This is a genomic window from Tardiphaga robiniae, from assembly GCF_013359755.1.
Classification (GTDB): domain Bacteria; phylum Pseudomonadota; class Alphaproteobacteria; order Rhizobiales; family Xanthobacteraceae; genus Tardiphaga; species Tardiphaga robiniae.
This window is the reverse complement of sequence record NZ_JABMCJ010000086.1, coordinates 62,681-83,629: the sequence shown is the minus strand read 5'-3', so window position 1 is coordinate 83,629 and position 20,949 is coordinate 62,681. Positions and strand designations below refer to the sequence as shown.

Below are 20,949 nucleotides of genomic sequence, written 5' to 3'. Positions count from 1 at the left end.
GCGGGGCGAGGGTGCTCGAGGCCGTCGCTTGGCGTTGAACTTTACTCTGCGGCCTGTGCGTAGTCTTCCATCGGCGGACACGAACAGACGAGGTTGCGATCACCATAGACGTTGTCGACGCGGCCGACCGGGCACCAGTATTTATCGGTGCGCGAGGTCCCAGCCGGGAAGCAGCCTTCGGCGCGTGTATAAGCGCGCTTCCAGTCGTCATCCGCGATATCGTGCACTGTATGCGGTGCATGACGCAGCGGCGACGCCTCGACGTTCCAGCGGCCACTCTCGATATCCGCGATCTCCTTGCGGATCGCGATCATCGCCTCACAGAACCGATCGAGTTCGAGTTTCGATTCCGATTCCGTCGGCTCGATCATCAGCGTTCCCACGACAGGAAAGCTCATGGTCGGCGCGTGGAAACCGTAGTCGATCAGGCGCTTGGCGATGTCGTCGACGGTGACGCCGGCGGACGTCTTGAATGCGCGCGGATCGATGATGCATTCATGCGCCACGCGTCCCTTTTCGTTGCGATACAACACCGGGAAATGCGGATGCAGCCGTGTGGCAATGTAGTTCGCATTGAGGATCGCAAGTTCGGTGGCCGAGGTGAGGCCTGCACCGCCCATCATCAGGATGTAGATGTAGGAGATCGTCAGGATCGACGCCGAACCGTAAGGCGCGGCGGAGACCGGACCCACCGGCACATCGCCGTTGGCCGAGGGATGACCGGGCAAATAGGGCGCCAGATGCGCCTTGACGCCGATCGGGCCCATGCCCGGCCCGCCGCCGCCATGCGGGATGCAGAAGGTCTTGTGCAGGTTGAGATGGCTGACATCAGCGCCGTAATCGCCGGGGCGCGACAGGCCGACCTGCGCATTCATGTTGGCGCCGTCGAGATAGACCTGACCGCCATTGGCGTGGACGATCTCGCAGATCTCGCGGATATGCTCCTCGAACACGCCATGGGTCGACGGATAGGTGATCATGATTGCCGCGAGATTGGCCGCGTGTTTCTCGGCCTTGATGCGCAGGTCGTTGACGTCCACGTCACCGCGCTTGTCGCAGGCGACGACAACCACATCCATATTGACCATGCTGGCCGAGGCAGGATTGGTGCCGTGCGCCGATGACGGGATCAGGCAGATATTGCGATGGCTGTCACTGCGCGCCGCGTGATAGGCGCGGATCGCGAGCAGGCCGGCATATTCGCCCTGCGCGCCGGAATTGGGCTGCAGCGATACAGCGTCGTAGCCGGTGATGTCGCATAGCCACTTTTCCAGTGTCGCGAAAAGCTGGTGATAGCCGGCGGCCTGTTCGCGGGGCACGAATGGATGCAGCGAGCCCCAAGCGGGCCAGGTCAACGGCATCATCTCGGTGGTCGCGTTCAGCTTCATGGTGCAGGAGCCGAGCGGGATCATCGCGCGGTCGAGCGCGAGATCGCGGTCCGAGAGCTTCCGCATGTAACGGAGGAGTTCGGTCTCGGAGCGATGGCTGTGGAAGACGGGATGGGTGAGGAAGGCCGAGCTCCGCTTCAGCGAGGCGGGCAGGGCGTCGCTGACGCCATGCTCGACGTCTGAATAGCCAAGCTTGCCGCCGAAGGCGCGCCAGATGGCTTCCACAGTCTCCGGCGTCGTGGTCTCGTCGAGCGCGATGCCGATCGTGCCGTCACCGATGCGCAGGTTGATCTTCTCGGCCTGGGCTGCGGCAATGATGCCGTCGCGCTTGTCGCCAACGGTCACGGTCAGCGTATCGAAGAACGCTTCGCTCTCCGGCGCGAAACCGAGCTTCTTCAGGCCGGCGGCCAGCACCAGTGTGCGGCGATGCACCGTGCGGGCGATGTGTTTGAGACCCTCGGGGCCGTGATAGACCGCATACATCGAGGCGATGACGGCGAGCAGCACCTGCGCGGTGCAGATATTCGACGTCGCCTTCTCGCGGCGGATGTGCTGTTCGCGGGTCTGCAGCGCGAGGCGATAGGCGGGCTCGCCGCGGGAATCGATGGAGAGGCCGACGAGACGGCCCGGGATCGAGCGTTTGATCGCGTCGCGCACCGACATGTAGCCGGCATGCGGACCGCCATAGCCCATCGGCACGCCGAAGCGCTGCGCCGAGCCGATCGCGATGTCTGCGCCGAGTTCGCCCGGCGAGGCCAGCAGCGTCAGCGCCAGCAGGTCGGCGGCGACGACGGCAAGCGCGCCCTTCGCTTTAAGGGCGGCGATGGCCGACTTGAAATCACGCACGGTGCCTGTCGTGCCGGGATATTGCAGGATCGCGCCGAACACGTCGGCCTTGTCGAGATCGGTTAGCGGATTGCCGATCTGAAGCTTCCAGCCGAGCGGCTCGGCGCGGGTGCGCAGCACCGCGAGGGTCTGCGGATGAACTTCATGGTCGACGAAGAAGGTCTTGGTCTGAATGTTTGAGGCGCGCTCGGCCAGCGCCATGGCTTCGGCGGCGGCGGTTGCTTCATCGAGCAGCGACGCATTGGCGACGTCGAGACCGGTGAGGTCACAGATCATGGTCTGGAAGTTGAACAGCGCCTCGAGTCGGCCCTGACTGATCTCCGGCTGATACGGCGTATAGGCCGTGTACCAGGCCGGGTTCTCCAGGATGTTGCGCTGGATCACCGTCGGCAGAACCGTGCCGGAATAGCCTTGGCCGATCAGCGACGTGAACACCGCGTTCTTGGCCGCCATCTCGGTCATATGCGCCAGCGCCTCGGTTTCGCTGAGCGCGCGGCCGAGATCGAGCGGCGTCTTCTGGCGAATCGAGGCAGGGAGCGTCTCGCCCATCAGTGCGGACAGGCTTTTCGCGCCGACCGCTTCAAGCATCACACGAATATCGGCTTGCGAAGGGCCGATATGGCGGCGGACGAAATCGGTGGCGACGTCGCCGGAAGATTTGTTCAGGGTCATCTGTTGTTCCTCGAACGAATTTCAGAAGCTCGTCATGCCCGGCATTCGCCGGGCATGACGACTAGGCGGTGTGGGCTTTGTAGGCGTCGGCATCCATCAGGCCATCAAGCTCGCTCTTGTCGGCGAGTTTGAGCTTGAAGAACCACGCCTTGCCGTCGGCATCGGAATTCACCAGCGCGGGCTCGGCCGCGAGCGCGTCATTGATCGCGACAACCTCGCCGGTGATCGGCGCATAGACGTCGGAGGCGGCCTTGACCGATTCGACCACGGCGGCGGCTTCGGCCTTCTTCAGCGCGCGGCCCACTTTGGGCAGTTCGACGAACACGACGTCGCCGAGCTGTGACTGCGCGTAGTCGGTGATGCCGACGGTGACGACGTCGCCGTCAATCAGGAGCCATTCGTGGTCTTCGGTGTACAGGGTGGTCATGGATCAGTTCCTCAACGCTTGTAGCTGTGGGGGACGAAGGGCATGGGTGACACTTTCATCGGCATCCGCTGGCCGCGAAGCTCGGCATAGACGGTGGTGCCGTCGGCTGCCTGCGCGCTGGGCAGATAGCCCATTGCAATTGGCGCGCCGAGACTGGGGCCGAAGCCGCCCGAGGTGACGCTGCCGATCGATTCGGTGGAGGTCGCGTCCGCAAACAGCAGCACACCTTCGCGCACGGGCGCGCGGCCTTCGGGCAGCAGGCCGATGCGCTTGCGCGGTGCGCCGCCATCAAGCTGGGCAAGGATCTTGTCGCTGCCGAGGAAGCCGCCGGCGCGGGCGCCGCCGGTGCGGCGGCTCTTCTGGATCGACCAGTTCAGCCCACCTTCGATGGGCGTGGTCGTCGTGTCGATGTCATGGCCGTAGAGGCACAGCCCGGCTTCGAGACGCAGGCTGTCGCGGGCGCCGAGGCCAATCGGCAGCATGTCGGGATGGTCGAGCAGGGCAGAGGTCAACGCTTCGGCCTGATCGTTCGGGATCGAGATCTCGTAGCCGTCTTCACCCGTATAGCCGGAGCGTGAGACGAAGCAGGCAATGCCGTTCACCTGATGCGGGCCGGCATCCATGAACTTCATCGCCGGTGCCTCAGGGCAGAACTCTGCCAGCACGTCCGCCGCCTTCGGACCCTGCAAGGCGATCAGTGCGCGGTCGGGCAGGGTTTCGATGATGCAGTTGTCGGAGAGATGCGCGCGCAGATGCGCCTCGTCTTCATCCTTGCAGGCGGCGTTGACGACCAGAAACAGGTGATCGCCGAAATTCGCTACCATCAGGTCGTCGAGAATGCCGCCGGTCTCATTGGTGAACTGAGCATAACGCTGGCGGTCGGGTGCCAGCGCCAGGATGTCCATCGGCACCAGTTTCTCGAGTGCCAGAGCGGCGTCTTCGAGTTTCCCGGACTTTGCCCGCAGGGTCATCTGACCCATATGCGAGACGTCGAACAGGCCGGCGGCAGCACGGGTGTGAAGGTGCTCCTTCAGCACGCCGGTGGCGTATTGAACCGGCATGTCATAGCCGGCGAACGGCACCATCTTGCCGCCACGGGTGACGTGGAGCGCGTGCAGCGGCGTTTGTTTCAAAGTTGAGGGTTTATCGGTCGCTAGCATGGTGACGGGTCCTCGCGGTTCCCCGGGACCATTCCCGGAGTGCCTGTACGAGCCCCATCTGTCGCTGTGCCTGAGAGTATTATCCCGTCGGCGGACGCCATTGGCCCATTCGGGCTCAAAGGCATCTCTTTCCAGATGCTAACCTGTCACGCGGTCCTTTTGCCTGAGAGTTTCCGGGGCGGTTGCTCCTTCGGCGCCGGCCCAAACGGGGCCGGTCTCTCCCGACGTGACGTCTTTCAACGCCGGCACAAGAGCATGCGTTCCCTGAATCTGTCAACGCGGTTCCGGCACCTATCAACGGCCCTGTGCTGCTGCGGCAAGCCCCTGATCCGCTTGAATGATCCCTTGTCATCCCCTTGCACAGTTTCTGGACAGGCCTAGTGCCGCCGGTCTAAAAGCAACCGGTTGTGGCATTGGCCGGCGGCAAATCTTCAAACAATTTGGCCGTGGGCGATTTTTAGGCGCCAAGTCTTGAACGTAACAAGTCTTGGGCGCAATGGGACTGATATGAGCGGCGTTAACGAGATCAGGTCGGCATTTCTGAATTACTTCGCGGCGAATGGTCACGACATCGTGTCGTCGTCGCCGCTGGTGCCGCGCAACGACCCCACGCTGATGTTCACCAATGCCGGCATGGTGCAGTTCAAGAACGTCTTCACCGGCGTCGAGAAGCGGCCCTATCAGCGCGCGACGACGTCGCAGAAATGCGTCCGTGCGGGCGGCAAGCATAACGATCTCGACAATGTCGGCTATACCGCGCGCCATCACACCTTCTTCGAGATGCTCGGCAACTTCTCGTTTGGCGACTATTTCAAGGAACGCGCGATCGAGCTGGCCTGGAACCTGATCACCAAGGAATACGGTCTGGCGAAAGATCGCCTGCTGGTCACCGTCTATTCCGAGGACGATGAAGCTTTCGCTCTGTGGAAGAAGATTGGCCTGCCGGATTCCAAGATCATCCGCATCCCGACCTCGGACAATTTCTGGCAGATGGGTGATACCGGCCCGTGCGGCCCGTGTTCGGAAATCTTCTTCGACCATGGCGACAAGATTCCCGGTGGCCCTCCCGGCTCGCCCGATGAAGACGGCGACCGCTTCATCGAGATCTGGAATCTGGTGTTCATGCAGTTCGACCAGCTTGCGCCGGGCAACCGCATCTCGCTGCCGAAGCCGTCAATCGACACCGGCATGGGCCTCGAGCGCATCGCTGCGGTGCTGCAGGGCAAGCACGACAATTACGACATCGATCTGTTCGTCGCACTGATCCGCGCCATCGCCGATCTCACCGGCGCCGATCCGCAGGGCCCGATGAAGGCCTCGCTGCGCGTCATCGCCGACCATCTGCGCGCCTCGTCGTTCCTGATTGCCGATGGCGTGCTGCCGTCGAATGAAGGCCGCGGCTATGTGCTGCGCCGGATCATGCGCCGCGCCATGCGTCACGGCCAGTTGCTCGGCGCCAAGGAGCCGCTGATGTGGCGCCTTGTGTGGGCGCTGGTGCGCGAGATGGGCCAGGCCTATCCGGAGCTGGTGCGCGCCGAGAGCCTGATCGAGGAAACGCTGCGCCTCGAAGAGACGCGCTTCCGCAAAACGCTGGATCGTGGTCTCGGCATTCTCGATGACAAGAGCGCGTCGCTGAAGAAGGGCGACATGTTCGACGGCGAGACCGCGTTCACGCTGTACGACACCTATGGTTTCCCGCTCGATCTGACCCAGGATGCGCTGCGCAACCGCGGCATCTCGGTCGATATCGCGTCCTTCACCGATGCGATGGAGAAGCAGAAACAGAAGGCCCGCGCGTCGCGCTTTTCCTCCGGCGAGACCGCGACCGAAGCGATCTGGTTCGAGCTACGTGAAAAACTCGGTGCGACGGAATTTCTCGGCTACGAGACCGAGTCTGCGGAAGGTGCGGTTACGGCACTGGTGAAGGATGGCAAGGAAGTCGACAGCCTCAAGGCAGGTGACACCGGCGCCATCGTTCTCAACCAGACGCCGTTCTATGCAGAGTCCGGTGGCCAGGTCGGCGACACTGGTGTGATTACCGGCGAGGGCGTAACCTTCCGCGTCACCGAAACCCAGAAGCGTGCCGGCGATCTGTTCGTGCATATCGGTACGGTCGAGCAGGGCACGCTGAAAATTGGCGCAGCGCTCGCGCTGGAAGTTGACCACGCCCGTCGCTCATCGATCCGCGCCAATCACTCGGCGACGCATCTGCTGCATGAAGCGCTGCGTCAGGTGCTCGGTGATCACATCGCGCAGCGCGGCTCGCTCGTGGCGCCGGACCGGCTGCGTTTCGATTTCGTGCATCAGAAGCCGATCACGGCCGACGAGCTCCGCCGCGTCGAGGACATCGCCAACAATGTCGTGTTGGAAAACGATGCCGTCACCACGCGCCTGATGGCAGTGGACGATGCCCGCGAAGCTGGTGCCCGCGCGCTGTTCGGAGAGAAATACGGCGACGAGGTCCGCGTCGTCTCGATGGGCAAGATGCCGCGCGATAGCGGCAGCAATGCGCTCGGCTGGTCGGTCGAGCTTTGCGGCGGCACCCATGTCCGGCGCACTGGCGACATCGGCATGATCTCGGTCACCGGCGAAAGCGCAGTGTCTTCCGGCGTGCGCCGCATCGAGGCGCTGACCGGTAATCATGCGCGTCATCACGCCAACGAGACGATCCAGCTCGCCAAGACCGCTGCGAACGAGCTCCGCACAACGCTCGACGACATGCCAGCGCGCATCGCTGCGCTGATGGACGAGCGCAAGAAGCTGGAGCGTGAGCTCTCCGAGGCGAAGAAGACCATCGCCATGGGCGGCGGTGCTGCCGCTGGTGCATCGGCCGCCGGTGGCACGGTTGCAGACGTCAAGACTGTCGGTGACGTCAAGCTGATGGCCAAGAGTGTGTCGGGCATCGAGATGAAGGATCTCAAGAGCCTCGCCGATGCCGGCAAGAAGCAGCTCGGCTCCGGCGTGGTCGCGATCATCAATGTCGGTGAAGACGGCAAGGCCGGCGTCGTGGTCGGCGTGACCGAGGATCTGACCAAGCGTTTCAGCGCTGTCGATCTGGTGAAGCTCGCCTCTGAAGCCTTGGGCGGCAAAGGCGGCGGTGGGCGGGCGGACATGGCGCAGGCCGGTGGTCCGGACGGCGCCAAGGCCGATGCTGCGCTGGCGGCGATCGAAGCGGCGATCGGCAACTAATCTCGTCATTCCGGTGTCGCGAACGCCGCCAGGCGGGCGCGAACCCGGAATCCCGTAGTGTTTTACTACGTCGAGATTCCCCGCCATTCCAACTGGAATGGCTGAGGTTCACGCTCTCAGCTTCGCTGAGATCGCGCCCCGGAATGGCAGTGTGGGTCACACAACCCCATCTCGCGATGACGTGACCGCTCGCGCCTGCGACCATGAGTAGCCCTCGTTAAGGGTGGCATCCCACGCGCCCATGCGGCAAAAAGCGGCATGGAGCATAACACCCCGCTGATTTCCACCGTCGTCGTCGGCCTCGTACTGGCATTCATCCTCGGCCTGATCGCACAGCGCATTCGCGTGTCGCCACTGGTGGGCTATCTGCTCGCCGGCGTCTTCATGGGCCCATTTACGCCCGGCTATGTGGCGGACCAGAATATCGCCAATGAACTCGCGGAAATCGGCATCATCCTGCTGATGTTTGGCGTAGGCCTGCATTTCTCGCTGAAGGATTTGCTCTCGGTCAAGAATATCGCGATCCCCGGCGCCATCGTGCAGATCGCCGTGGCGACACTGCTCGGCATCGGTCTCGGCGAGGCGCTCGGCTGGTCGTTCGGTGGTGGCCTTGTGTTTGGCCTCGCGCTGTCGGTGGCTTCGACGGTGGTGCTGCTTCGCGCATTACAGGAACGACGTCTGGTGGACAGCGAGCGTGGCCGCATCGCCATCGGCTGGCTGATTGTCGAAGACCTCGCGATGGTGCTGACGCTGGTGCTGCTTCCGGCGATCGCTGGCCTGCTTAAAGGCGAGGGCAATGGTGCCAGCATGTCAGCGTTGGCGATGCCGGTGCTGATCACGCTCGGCAAGGTCGCGGGATTCGTCATTTTCATGCTGGTGGTCGGCCGCCGCGTCATCCCGATGCTGCTGCACTATGTGGCGCATACCGGGTCGCGCGAGTTGTTTCGTCTTGCGGTGTTCGCGATCTCGCTCGGCGTTGCCTTCGGCGCAGCCCTCGTCTTCGACGTGTCGTTCGCGCTCGGTGCGTTCTTTGCGGGCATGATCCTCAGCGAGTCCGAACTCAGCCAGCGCGCTGCCAATGAGACGCTGCCGCTACGCGATGCGTTTGCGGTGCTGTTCTTCGTCTCGGTCGGCATGCTGGTCGATCCGGCGATCGTCCTGCGCGAACCGCTGCCGCTGCTCGCCACCGTGTTCATCATCCTGTTCGGCAAATCGGCGGCTGCCTTCGGCATCGTCCGGCTGTTCGGCTATCCGACCTCGACGGCGCTGACGATCTCCGCCTCGCTGGCGCAGATCGGCGAGTTCTCCTTCATTCTCGTCAGCCTCGGCGTGGGCCTCGGTCTGCTGCCGGATCGCGGTCGCGATCTCGTGCTCGCAGGCGCGATTATCTCGATCATGCTCAATCCGCTGTTCTTCGCATTGCTCGATCGCCTACTGGCCGATAAGGACGCGAAAGCGGCGGCTGCGAGTGAAGCGGCCGCTGCGGACAGCAAGGAGAAAGCGGTCACGCGCGTCCCGTTGCCGGAGACGCAACTCAAGGATCACGTCGTGCTGGTCGGCCATGGTCGTGTCGGCAGCGTGGTCAGCAGGGCGCTGCGCTTGAACAACACGCCGCTGCTGGTGATCGAGGACACGCCGGGCGTTGTCGAGCGTCTGCAGAAGGAAGGTGTTGAGGTCGTCACCGGCAATGCCGCGGCGCCGGACATGTTGCAGGCTGCAAATGTGATGGGCGCCAGGGGATTGCTCGTCGCCATCCCGGACGCCTTCGAAGGCGGTCAGATCGTCGCCAAGGCCCGTGCGCTCAACCCTACGCTTCCAATCATCGCCCGCGCCCATTCCGAAGAAGAGATCGCGCATCTCAAGCATCACGGCGCCAATGTCGTGATCATGGGCGAGCAGGAAATCGCCAAGGCGATGCTGCTGCAGATCGGCGCGACGGGCGTGGTTTAGTAGCGCCGTTGCGATCAGGTCATCACACCGACCGCGTCATGCCGCCATCGACGCGAATGTTCTGGCCGGTGATATAGCCAGCGCCATCCGATGCGAGGAATGCGACCGTGGCCGCGATCTCCTCGCTTTTGCCATAGCGTTGCATCGGGACGCTCTGGCGGCGTTCTTCGGTGGCGGGCAGGCTGTCGATCCAGCCGGGCAGCACATTGTTCATCCGTACATTGTCGGCGGCAAAACTATCTGCGAACAATTTTGTGTAAGAGGCGAGACCGGCGCGGAACACGGCGGAAGTCGGAAACATCGCTGAGGGCTCGAATGCCCATGCGGTGGAGATATTGATGATCGCACCGGATTTTTGCTTCTGCATGATCGGCGTCACCAGTCGCGTTGGCCGGATCACGTTCATCAAGTAGACATCCATGCCGGTGTGCCACTGCTCGTCGGTGATATCGAGCAGCGGCGCACGCGGGCCGTGACCGGCGCTGTTTACCAGCGTGTCGATCCGGCCCCATTTCTCCAGCGTGCCATCCACCAGTCGCTTCAGATCGTCGCTCGACTGGTTGGAGCCGGTGACGCCAATGCCGCCGAGCTCTTGCGCGAGCGCTTCGCCTTTGCCGGACGACGACAGGATCGCAACCTTGAACCCGTCGGCGGCAAGGCGGCGCGCCGATGCGGCGCCCATGCCGCTTCCACCGGCCGTGATGATGGCGACTTTGCTAGATGACATGAGGCGGTCTCCCTGAATGTTTTTCTGGTCGTCTTGCTCTAGCGGCAAATCGTTCGGCGTAGAAACGCAAACCCAGCGCCTGGCTCTGTGCCTGCTTGGTATTCTCCACCGCGCCGGAGTGTCCGCCGGCGAAATGTCCTTAGCCCTTGCGCAGGAACACGTAGTCGGCCGAATAGGGCTCGCTCTGTAAAGTGCCGGCGCCGCTGCAGGTGCCGCCGAGCGTGCCGCCAACGGTGTTGATGCGCTGTACCGTGGTCACGCCGCTCAACATGCCGCTGCCGCGATGCGAGGCGGCTTCGAGACGGAGCCACGGAATGTCCTTGGCAGTGGTGCCTGGTGCGTTGCCGGTCACCTTACCGACCACGGCGCTGCCATCGCTGTATTCCCAGTTCGGTCCGGCATAGTGCCGCCCCACGGTCTTGCCATCGGCCATCAGCGTGGCGATCGGCTCGCGGAACGTCCATGTCAGCTTTCCTGAAGCGTCGGCCTTGCACTCATAGACCTGCGCGCCTTCAGCATGCAGCTTGGCGATCTGCGTCTCGCCGGGGGCTGCAATCGCATCCGGCACCTGCGCCGAAGCAGAGAATAGGCCCGCGTCACTGAGCGAGAGCGCGACAATCATGGTCAGGATCGGGCGTTTGAAAACATGGGGCGTATTGCAGGTCATGTGAACCCTCTCTTGCTCTGGTTGGTAGTTGCTCTGTCGTTCGTTTTACGCAGCTCCAATCGTCCGCCGTAGAAACGCAAATCCCAGAGCCTGGCTCTGTGCCTGCTTGGTATTGTCGACGGCGCCGGAGTGTCCGCCCGCCACCGTCTCGTTGAACCAGACGGGATAGCCAAGCTCTTCGAGCTTCGCTGCCATCTTGCGGGCGTGGCCGGGATGGACGCGGTCGTCGGTGCGGTTGGTGGTGATGAAGATCGGCGGATAGGTCTTACCGGGCGCGATCAAGTGATAGGGCGAGTATTTCTGCAGATAGGCCCACTCGTCGGGAATTTCCGGATCGCCATACTCGGCGATCCAGCTCGCGCCGGCGAGCAGCTTGGTATAGCGCGCCATGTCGAGCAGCGGCACGCTGCACCAGACCGCGCCGAACAGTTCCGGATAGCGCGTCAGCATGTTGCCGACCAGCAGGCCACCATTGCTGCCGCCGTGGCACGCAAGCTTTTGCGCCGTCGTGATGCCAGACGCTGCGAGATCGCGCGCCACCGCAGCGAAGTCGTCATGCGCCACATGCTTGGTGATCTTGCGCGAAGCCAGATGCCACGCCGGGCCGAACTCACCACCACCGCGGATATTGGCGATGGCGTAGAGATGACCTTGTTCGAGCCATAGCTTGCCGGCGATGCCCATATAGGCGGGCGTCAGCGATATCTCGAAGCCGCCATAGCCATAGAGAATCGTCGGCCGGGGCGGGGCGCCGGCCGAGAGATTCTTGCCGATCAGGAAGTAGGGGATCCTGGTGCCGTCCGCCGCCACCGCATGGCGCTGCTGCACCTCGATGCCCTCGGGATCGAAATTGGGCGGCGAGCTCTTCAGCGGCTCGGGCGCGCCGTGGCCTGTCCACAGTGCCGTCGTTGTCGGCCGGTCGAAGCCCGTGACGGTGAAGAGCATGTCGGTGCCGAGATCGGGATCGTCCTCGCCGCCGAAATTCTGCGCCGAGATCGTGGCGTTATCGGGCAATCCCGGAAGTGCCGTCTCGCGCCACCCGGCCTCGCTTCGCTGCAGCAATGCGAGGCGACCGCGGACGTTATCGAGGATTTCGAGCACGATGCCGTGCCGGGTCTCCGACCATGACTGCAGCGCGCGGGTCGGTGTCGGCATGAAGACGATCTCGAAATCGCGTGCGCCAGACAGGAAGTGATCGAGGTCGATGACGGCGAGTGCGCCGGTCGGGATCGTCTGGTCGCCGACGGTCCAGTCCTGTTTCGGGCTGACCAGAAGATCATTGGCTTCGGCCGAGACCGAGATCTCCTCCGGCAGTTCGAGGCGCAGGCGCTTTCCGGCATGCGGGCCATGCTTGCGCTCGACGAAGATATGCGAGCGCGTGAAATCCAGCGCGCGCCAGTACATCACGCCTTCATGGCTCGGTCGGCGGTTGACGCCGAACCAGGCGGCCACGTCCCGCTTCTCGACCTCGAAGACGGTTTCAGCCGCAGCCAACGGTGTGCCGCGCGTCCATTTGCGTACGGTGCGGGTATAGCCGGCCTCGGTGCTGTCCTCGGGCGTCTGCGCGCTGCCGAGCAGCAGCGTGTCCTGATCGACCCAGCTCACCTGCGTCTTGGCCTTTGGGATGATGAAGCCGTCGGCAACGAAGCTCTTGCTGGGAATATCGAACTCACGGATCTCGATGGCGTCAGTGCCGTTGAACGACAGGCTGATCAACGCGCGGGTCTTATCTGGGGAACGCGCAGCACCTGCGAAGGCCCAGGAGATGCCTTCCGCTTGGTTCAGTGCATCGATGTCGAGCAGCACGTCCCATTCAGGCGTATCGGTCTTGTAGCTCTCCAGCACCGTGCGGCGCCAAAGTCCGCGTGGATGAGCGGCGTCTTTCCAGAAATTATAGAGATAGTCGCCAGACTTTCCGACGAAGGGAATGCGATCGTCGGCGTCGAGGATCTTCATGACTGCGTCGAAATCGCGCTTGTAGCTATCGTCGCAGAGGAAGCCGTCGGTCCGCGCATTCTGTGCCTCGACCCATGCCACGGCTTTCTCGCCCTCGATTTCTTCGAGCCAGACATATGGATCATTGCTGCCGTCGGCGGGATTTGGCGCAGTCATGGGTCACCTCGAAAACGGAACGTCTCAAAAAGAAAGTCCGGGGTGCCTGAGGCAACCCGGACTTTCGGATGGTGCAGTCAGGAGAGGGCGGAAATCAGGCCGCCAGTTCCTTGGTCAGGTTTTCCGCGACCTTGTCGAGGAAGCCTGTGGTCGAGAGCCAGCGCTGATCGGCGCCGACCAGCAGCGCCAGATCCTTGGTCATGTAGCCGGCTTCGACGGTGTCGACGCAGACCTTTTCGAGGGTCTTGGCGAACTTCGCCAGCTCGGCATTGTTGTCGAGCTTGGCGCGGTGGGCGAGACCCTGGGTCCAGGCGAAGATCGACGCGATCGAGTTGGTCGAGGTTTCCTTGCCCTTCTGGTGCTCGCGGTAGTGACGGGTCACGGTGCCGTGGGCAGCTTCGGCTTCCACCACCGAACCATCCGGCGTCAGCAGTACCGAGGTCATCAGGCCGAGCGAACCGTAGCCCTGGGCCACGGTGTCGGACTGCACGTCGCCGTCGTAGTTCTTACAGGCCCAGACGTAACCGCCGGACCACTTCATGGCAGCAGCCACCATGTCGTCGATCAGGCGATGCTCATAGGTGATCTTCGCGGCTTCGAACTTGGTCTTGAATTCGGCGTCGAAGATTTCCTGGAAGATGTCCTTGAAGCGACCGTCATAGACCTTGAGGATGGTGTTCTTGGTCGACAGGTAGACCGGAACGCCGCGCGACAGGCCGTAGTTCAGCGATGCGCGGGCGAAGTCGCGGATCGAGTCGTCGAGGTTGTACATGGCCAGTGCGACGCCGGCGCCGGGGGACTGGAACACTTCGCGCTCGATCACGGCGCCGTCTTCGCCGACGAACTTCATCGTCAGGGTGCCCTTGCCGGGGAACTTGAAGTCGGTGGCGCGGTACTGATCGCCGAAAGCGTGACGGCCGATGATGATCGGCTTGGTCCAGCCGGGGACCAGGCGCGGCACGTTGCTGCAGATAATCGGTTCGCGGAAGATCACGCCGCCGAGGATGTTGCGGATGGTGCCGTTCGGCGACTTCCACATCTGCTTGAGGCCGAATTCCTTCACGCGCGCTTCATCGGGGGTGATGGTGGCACACTTCACGCCGACGCCGTATTTCTTGATCGCGTGGGCGGCGTCAATGGTGACCTGATCGTCGGTCTTGTCGCGGTATTCCATCCCGAGGTCGAAATACATCAGGTTGACGTCAAGGAAGGGGTTGATCAGCTTGTCCTTGATGTACTGCCAGATGATCCGGGTCATCTCATCGCCGTCGAGTTCGACGACGGGGTTGGCTACCTTGATTTTTGCCATGGTGGTTCGGGCCTTTAGCGCGTTGCGGGAGGGATGATTTGTAGGGGGGCTATAGCACCGCGCAGGACCCGGCGAAAGCCGGGGCGTCATGCAGTTTCGGCGCAATTTTCAGCCCAAAACGCAGGCTGTTTTTGCTCAAAATGCAGCCTGCGCCGCGGTGCCCGCCACCACGTACCGGGTCACCGGCCGGCTGCAGATCAAGGCCCCCGGCAGGCTGCCGTGCCATGCCGTTACGCCGCGTCGCGCCGGTAAAGGCCGCCGGTGGTGACCAGGAAATCGATCCGCCCGTCGAGCAGCGCCCGCAGCGCTTCGTCCGGGCTGTTGACGATGGGCTCCTCGTGGACATTGAAGCTGGTATTGACCAGCACCGGCAATCCGCTGGCCTCTGCAAACCCCTCGACAATGTCATAATAGAGCGGATTGTCCGGGCGCGCGATCACCTGCGGCCGCGCCGATCCATCGACATGGACCACGGCGGGGATGCGGTCCCGCCATTCCGGCCTCACGTCGCAGGCGATGGTCATGTAGCGGCAGGCGCGCGCATTGACGGGATTGACGTCGAACACCTCCGCAGCACGCTCAGTGGTGATGACGGGGGCGAACGGCATGAATTCGGAACGGCTCAGCCGTTCGTTCAAGAGGTCGTGGGTGCCGCGCCGGGCCGGATTGGCGAGGATGGTCCGGGCGCCCAATGCGCGGGGGCCGTATTCCATCCGGCCATTGAAGATCGCGCCGATCTCGCCCGCCACCAGCCGCTTCACCGCGCCATCGACCGGCACCTCGTCGACGCGGTGAATCCCCGGGGTGGCTGCGATGCCGGCGTCGAGCCCGGTCTGAAAATCGCGGCCGAGATAGACAGTCCCGAGATCGCGGCGGCGGCCCAGCCATGGCGCCAGGCCGTCGCGCTGCATCAGGTAGGACAGCGCACCGCCGATCGGCAGGCCGTCGTCGCCCATCGCCGGAAAAATGAAGAGTTCGTCGATCGGCAATTGCTCCGCGAGCAGGCGGTTGAGCTTGACGTTGGCGAACACGCCGCCGGACAGGCCGAGATGGCGCGCCGGATGCCGCTGCAACAGGCGCTGCAGCGACAGCAGCATGGTGTCTTCCAGCACCTTCTGGATCGACGCCGCAAAATCCTCCCGGCCGGCCTGTTTGGCCAGCCGGCGCATCAACGCGTTCATCTGGTGATAGCTGCGAAAGCTCGACTGGATACGTCCGTCCGGGCCGACCGAAAAATACCCGGCGATCGTATCGGCCACTGTCGGTTTGCCCATGGCCGCGAGCCCGGTCAGCTTGCCCTCATGCCGGTTGGGCCGAAATCCGAGCGACTTGGTCGCCGCGCTATAGGCGCGGCCCAGGCTGTCGACGGGATTTGGCAGGAACAGACAGGTGTCGTCGCCGTAGAGCGTCGTCAGGCGGCGGTCGGCGAAGTGCCGGTAGCTGTAATTGACATTGTCGCCGCCGCCATCGGCCGTCACCAGCAGGGCATCCGGCCACGGGCTGTAGAACAAAGTGGGAAGCGCATGCGCTTCGTGGTGATTGTAGAAATGGACCGCGGCGTCGTCGCGGAAACCGCCGTCGCGCCGCCACGCCGCGGCATCGAAGACGTCCTCTGCCCGCTGCGCGCGGTAGCGATGCTGCTCGGCGCCGAGCAGCAGGCGGTCCTTGCCGACCCGGCTGCGATACTGCTCGTGCAGCCAGCGGAGGCCACCGAGGCGGGGGAAGTAGGCCTTGGGAAACATCGCGCGGCTAGTGGCGACGACGTCGACATCGCGCCGGGTGGCGCCGGCGATCGACAGCACTTCGTCGATGGCCGCATCGGGGTGAGTGCTGCCATCGCTCTTGCGCCGGGTCAGTCGCTCCAGCGCGATGGCGGCCTTCAGATCGTAATCTTCGAAAATGGCGACGGCGGCGTCATGGACGCCGGAGTGAACGCTGAGGATAAGCTGAGGCATGAAGGCTGCAAGGTCGTTCCCGGGAGCGGCACATTACCTACCCCCCGCTACGACCGGCAAATCACGAGCGCTTGGCCGGGAACTCGCCTTCATCCGGATTGTCAGGGCAGGCAGGCCGCGAACACGGCAAGGCATCGTCGCCGCATGAGAGCGGCACGGTCCGCGGCCTCGCACGCCTGCCCCGGCGAAAGCCGGGGCGTTAAGCGGTTTCAGCCCAATTTTGAACCCAAAACGCAGGTTGTTCGTGCTTAAAATGCAGCTTGCGTCGCTGTGCCCGCCACCACGTACCAGGTCACCAGCAAGCTGCAGATCAGGGCGCCCGGCAGGCTCGATCCGGTGCGCCGCCAGGTGAAGGTGGCAATCACGGCCACAATCGCCATCAGGGGCACGAACTGGATTGCCACGATGGTGTTCAGCGGGACCGAGGTGATCACCGCGGGTGCCGGGTCGATCAACTGGCCGTTCAGGAACAGGGCGCCGTACTGGATGCCCAGCAAGAGAGCGAAGCCAAAGGCCAGCGCGGTCATGTTGGTGAGGTAGACGGCGGACCGGCTGGCGCTGAGCGTCGAGAAATTCCGGTGCATCACGTGCAGGGCGATGACGAAGAACAGGGTGATCGGGGCGAGGTAGATCAGCGCCATCAGCGCCTGCTTGCCGTTGAGCAGCTTCAGCGCCACGATCCAGAAGCGGAAGTCGACGGTGAAGATCAGGTCGGCCAGCCACAGCGCCAGGTAGCCTGACGCGACGGTGGCGAGCGCGATGGCGATCGACAGGCCGATGATCCCGCGGCGGCTGGCGCGTTTTGGCGCGAACGGCATCAGCACCAGCGCGATGGCGGCGTTGATCAGGGCCCAGACCACGATCTGGTTGGTGATCCCCTGCGGCAGCCAGGGCGATGCCTTGACCCAATTCCCGGCCAGCGTGAAGGCCGGATAATAGGTCAAAGCCGGGATCAGAACCGAGAGGACCAGAGCGCCGAGCCAGCGGCTGCGGTCGACTGGGGTCTCCAAAGGCTTCGAGCCATCCGCCGGCTCCGGCAGGATCAGCCGGGCAAACATGCGGGCCTCCAGCAACCCGTCGAAGATGCCGATCAGGAAGGCGACGAAACCGAGCAGCGCTATGCCGGTGCCGATCTCCTTGCGGAACCAGATCTGGTCGGAGGCCGGCAGCGGCGTGCCGCCGGTCAGCGTCTTGCCGAACCAGTCAAGCGCGTAGCCGATCGCCTCATGGGAGATGTGCTCGGCGGGATGGGTGATGGCCGGGGTATAGAGCACCCGGGCGGTGCCGGCGGCGAGGTCGCCATAGACCTTGCCCGGTTCGACCGCCGCATTCGTGCCGAACAGCGCCCACAGCTTCGGGCTGCTGACGGTGTCGCGGGCCTTCGGGACGCCCCACATCAGGGTCGAGAATTCCTCATACTTGGCGAACACCAGTGCGAGGTTGCGCGGCCAGGTGGGCGTGCCGTCGGCGGCGAAGGGTTTGCCGGTGGAGGAGCCTTCGAGCACCATGGCCTTGTAGTCGTTGGGCATGGCGGTGGCGGCGGCGAGCACGGTCCAGCCGCCCATCGAGTGGCCCTCGAGTCCGATATTGGTCTTGTCCACGATGTCCAGGCTGCGGAGCTTGGCGAGGCCATCCGGTCCGCCGAACCCGTTCGAGAATGCCGGCCCGTCGCTATAGCCGTGGCCGGTCTGGTCCAGCGCCAGCACCACATAGCCGCGGCGTGCGAATTCGATGGCGAAGCCGTCCTGGGTCTCGCGGGAATTGATGTAGCCATGGACCGCGAGGATGCCCGGCGCCGGGGTCTGCGGCGTGGCGTTTGGCGGGGTGTAGAGCAGGGCGCTCATTGTGTTGCCCTTGGCGCCCTTGAAGCGAATGTCCTCGATCTTGATGCCGCCCGAGGTTTGCGTCAGATGGGCGAGCAGGCTGCCTGCAACCATCATTGCGGCGCCAACTATCGCCAATGTCCATCTTGCGCGCATTGCATTCCTCCCATAATCCCGCGCCAGTGATACTGGTGACCGGGTTCGTTTGCAGTTTCGTTTGAACGTTGCTGCTACCGGTAACCGAAACCAGACCCAAAGCAAACGGAGCGCGCGACCACGCGGGCCGGTTTTAGGGGAAATCTACCAAATCCCGGCAAGCCGCTCATCCGGCTGGCAAAAACCGTCCAGCTTCATGTGACTTGCAGCGCCCGGATGAGGTGTTGAATCAAAACCTTCACGGGTTGATTCAAGACCTTCAGAGATTGAATCAGAAAGTGAAGTGCGATGTCCGGTTCAGGCACCGACTCTACCAAGGCGCATACCGACCTGGTCGGCCCCGTTGTCATCCTCGTCGAACCTCAGCTCGGCGAGAACATCGGCATGTGCGCGCGGGCCATGGGCAATTTCGGCCTGACCCGGCTGCGCATCGTCAATCCACGCGACGGCTGGCCCAACGTCCATGCCCGCCGGGCCGCCTCCGGCGCCGACCACATCCTCGACAAGGTCGAGCTGTTCGACACCGTCGAGCAGGCGGTGGCCGATTGCACCTTGCTGTTCGCGACCACCGCCCGGGCGCATGACCAGGCCAAGCCGGTGGTCGCGCCCGAGGCCGCGGCCGCCGAGACCATCGCCCATGTCGCCACCGGGGCGACCGCCGGCATCCTGTTCGGTAGGGAGCGCTACGGGCTCCAGAACGAGGAGGTCGCGCTCGCCAACCGGATCATCACCTTCCCGGTCAACCCGGCCTTCGCCTCGCTCAACCTCGCCCAGGCGGTTCTGCTGTGCGGCTATGAATGGTTCAAGCAGGCCACCGCGAACGCGCTGCCCTATGCCATGCCGGAGCGGTCGGAGCCGGCGTCGCAGCACCAGATGAGCGTCTTTTTCGACAACCTCGTCGGCGAGCTCGACAAGGTCGAATTCCTGCGCCCGCCGGAAAAGCGCGACACCATGCTGGTCAACCTGCGCAACATCTTCACCCGGATGGAGCCGACCAAGCAGGACATGCACACGCTGCACGGGGTGGTCATGGCCATCGCCGAGGGCCGCAAGGGCCCGGCCAAGGGCGGCGTCCTCGACGGCGAACAGGCGACCCGGCTGCGGGCGCTGCTGGCCGAACACGGGCAGGGCGCGCAGGCGCATGAGAGCGGCACGGTCCGCGGCCTGGCGCGCATGCTCCGCCGCAATCCGACCGATGCCGAGCGGCTGTTGTGGGACCAGCTCCGCGCCGATCGCCGCTTCGCCGGCCAGTTCAAGCGCCAGACCCCGGTCGGCCGCCACATCCCGGATTTCGTCTCCTTCCCGGAGCGCATCGCCATCGAGCTGGTCAATCCCGGCGAGACCGACGTGATTGTCAGCGACCGCGCCGCCCGGCAGACCTGGCTGCAAGAGCGCGGCTACCGCGTGATCGCGATGCGGGCGGACGATGTTATCAGCGACATCGCGGCGGAGCTGGATCGGCTTGAGGCGTTGCTGGCCAGCGGGATGCCGGGGCAGGGCAATAACTAGAACTGTCATTCCGGGGCGCTCGCCACTTGGCGAGCGAACCCGGAATCTCTGAGTGGCTTGGCTCACCGGAGACTACCATCTCGAGATTCCGGGCTCCGTTCCGCCGCCTGCGGCGTCGGACCGTCCCCGGAATGACGGCGTGATCAATGGCGCATCCCGGGCTACGATGGCGGTGACCGGCCGCGATCAACGCGGCACTAAGACCGGGAGGCCCCATGACCATCTCCACCGCCGAGAAGCGCGCCAACTTCCGCAAGCTCCACGAGACCGGCTGTTTCGTGCTGCCCAATCCCTGGGATGTCGGCAGCGCCCGCTATCTCGCGCATCTCGGCTTCAAGGCGCTGGCCTCGACGTCAGCCGGCTATGCCTGGTCCACCGGCCGCCCCGACAACAAGGTCACCGCCGACGATGTCATCGAACATCTCGCGCTGCTCTCGGCCGCCACCGATCTGCCTGTCAATGCCGACTTCGAGGCCGGCTTTGCCGATGACCCCGCAGGCGTCGCCGCCAATGTCGCCCGCGCGGTGAAGAGCGGCATCAGTGGCCTCTCCATCGAGAACTCCACCGGAAAGTCCGACAAGCCGCTCTATGACGACAAGCTCGCGGTCGAGCGCATCAAGGCCGCCCGCGCCGCTATCGACAGCGTCGACCCCGCTGTCATGCTGGTCGCCCGCTGCGAAGGTTTTCTGCATGGCGAGCGCGACCTCAAGAAGACCACGGCGCGCCTCGTCGCCTTTGCGGAGGCCGGCGCCGATTGCCTCTATGCGCCGGGCGTCGCCACCGACGATGAGATCACCACGCTGGTGAAGGCGATCGGCGGCAAGCCGCTCAATGTCCTGACCGTGCAGCCGACCATGACCGTGGCGCATCTCGCCAGCCTCGGCGTCCGCCGCATCAGCGTCGGCGGCGCGCTCGCGCGCGTGGCCTGGGCGGGGTTCATGGGCGCGGCGCAGGAGATTGCGGGGAAGGGGACGTTTACAGCCTTTGCGCAGGGCGCGAAGGGCGGTGAGCTGAACAAGCTGCTTGGGACTTAGCGAAACTCTCGTTAGTCCCCCTCAC

General features: G+C 63.9%; 13 protein-coding genes and 1 riboswitch. Of the genes, 4 read left to right on the top strand and 9 right to left on the bottom strand.

Annotated elements, in window-relative coordinates; genetic code table 11:
• Nucleotides 1-41: 41 nt before the first annotated feature.
• From gcvP to gcvT, 3 genes are all read right to left on the bottom strand, one after another.
• Complete coding sequence (gcvP, locus tag HP556_RS17675) at nt 42-2,906, bottom strand: aminomethyl-transferring glycine dehydrogenase (RefSeq protein ID WP_175367941.1); 2,865 nt, start codon at nt 2,904-2,906, stop codon at nt 42-44.
• 61 nt (nt 2,907-2,967) lie between these two features.
• The gene (gcvH, locus tag HP556_RS17670; RefSeq protein ID WP_093756518.1) at nt 2,968-3,333 is read right to left on the bottom strand and encodes a glycine cleavage system protein GcvH; all 366 of its coding nucleotides are present in this window, start codon (nt 3,331-3,333) and stop codon (nt 2,968-2,970) included.
• 11 nt (nt 3,334-3,344) lie between these two features.
• Nucleotides 3,345-4,493 (bottom strand): glycine cleavage system aminomethyltransferase GcvT, encoded by a 1,149-nt coding sequence (gcvT, locus tag HP556_RS17665; RefSeq protein WP_175367940.1) that lies wholly within the window; start codon nt 4,491-4,493, stop codon nt 3,345-3,347.
• A 141-nt stretch (nt 4,494-4,634) separates the two neighbouring features.
• Nucleotides 4,635-4,728, bottom strand: a riboswitch (glycine riboswitch).
• Between the two features lie 272 nt (nt 4,729-5,000).
• On the opposite strand from gcvT, the gene alaS reads away from it, so the two are divergent.
• On the top strand, nt 5,001-7,682 hold the full coding sequence (gene alaS / locus HP556_RS17660; RefSeq protein WP_175367939.1) for an alanine--tRNA ligase: 2,682 nt from the start codon (nt 5,001-5,003) through the stop codon (nt 7,680-7,682).
• Nucleotides 7,683-7,940: 258 nt separating this feature from the next.
• A complete protein-coding gene (gene ybaL / locus HP556_RS17655; protein WP_175367938.1) occupies nt 7,941-9,632 on the top strand; it encodes a YbaL family putative K(+) efflux transporter in 1,692 nt (563 codons plus the stop codon).
• A gap of 22 nt (nt 9,633-9,654) precedes the next feature.
• Here the strand turns inward: ybaL and HP556_RS17650 are convergent, their stop codons facing one another.
• The 6 genes from HP556_RS17650 to HP556_RS17625 all read right to left on the bottom strand — a co-directional run bounded on the left by HP556_RS17650 (nt 9,655) and on the right by HP556_RS17625 (nt 18,381).
• Nucleotides 9,655-10,359 (bottom strand): SDR family oxidoreductase, encoded by a 705-nt coding sequence (locus HP556_RS17650; protein ID WP_175367937.1) that lies wholly within the window; start codon nt 10,357-10,359, stop codon nt 9,655-9,657.
• Between the two features lie 139 nt (nt 10,360-10,498).
• On the bottom strand, nt 10,499-10,981 hold the full coding sequence (locus HP556_RS17645) for a DUF3455 domain-containing protein (RefSeq protein WP_175367968.1): 483 nt from the start codon (nt 10,979-10,981) through the stop codon (nt 10,499-10,501).
• Nucleotides 10,982-11,071: 90 nt separating this feature from the next.
• Complete coding sequence (locus HP556_RS17640) at nt 11,072-13,138, bottom strand: prolyl oligopeptidase family serine peptidase (RefSeq protein ID WP_175367936.1); 2,067 nt, start codon at nt 13,136-13,138, stop codon at nt 11,072-11,074.
• A 94-nt stretch (nt 13,139-13,232) separates the two neighbouring features.
• Nucleotides 13,233-14,447: an NADP-dependent isocitrate dehydrogenase gene (locus HP556_RS17635; RefSeq protein ID WP_068735892.1), complete on the bottom strand. Its 1,215-nt coding sequence runs from the start codon at nt 14,445-14,447 to the stop codon at nt 13,233-13,235.
• 230 nt (nt 14,448-14,677) lie between these two features.
• Nucleotides 14,678-16,402 (bottom strand): carbamoyltransferase C-terminal domain-containing protein, encoded by a 1,725-nt coding sequence (locus HP556_RS17630; protein WP_175367935.1) that lies wholly within the window; start codon nt 16,400-16,402, stop codon nt 14,678-14,680.
• Between the two features lie 248 nt (nt 16,403-16,650).
• Nucleotides 16,651-18,381, bottom strand: coding sequence for an alpha/beta hydrolase (locus HP556_RS17625; RefSeq protein WP_175367934.1), 1,731 nt, complete (start codon nt 18,379-18,381; stop codon nt 16,651-16,653).
• A 288-nt stretch (nt 18,382-18,669) separates the two neighbouring features.
• Here HP556_RS17625 and HP556_RS17620 point away from each other — a divergent pair, with 288 nt between their 5' ends.
• Nucleotides 18,670-19,890 (top strand): TrmJ/YjtD family RNA methyltransferase, encoded by a 1,221-nt coding sequence (locus tag HP556_RS17620; RefSeq protein ID WP_175367933.1) that lies wholly within the window; start codon nt 18,670-18,672, stop codon nt 19,888-19,890.
• Between the two features lie 215 nt (nt 19,891-20,105).
• Complete coding sequence (locus HP556_RS17615; RefSeq protein ID WP_175367932.1) at nt 20,106-20,924, top strand: isocitrate lyase/PEP mutase family protein; 819 nt, start codon at nt 20,106-20,108, stop codon at nt 20,922-20,924.
• Nucleotides 20,925-20,949 lie beyond the last annotated feature (25 nt).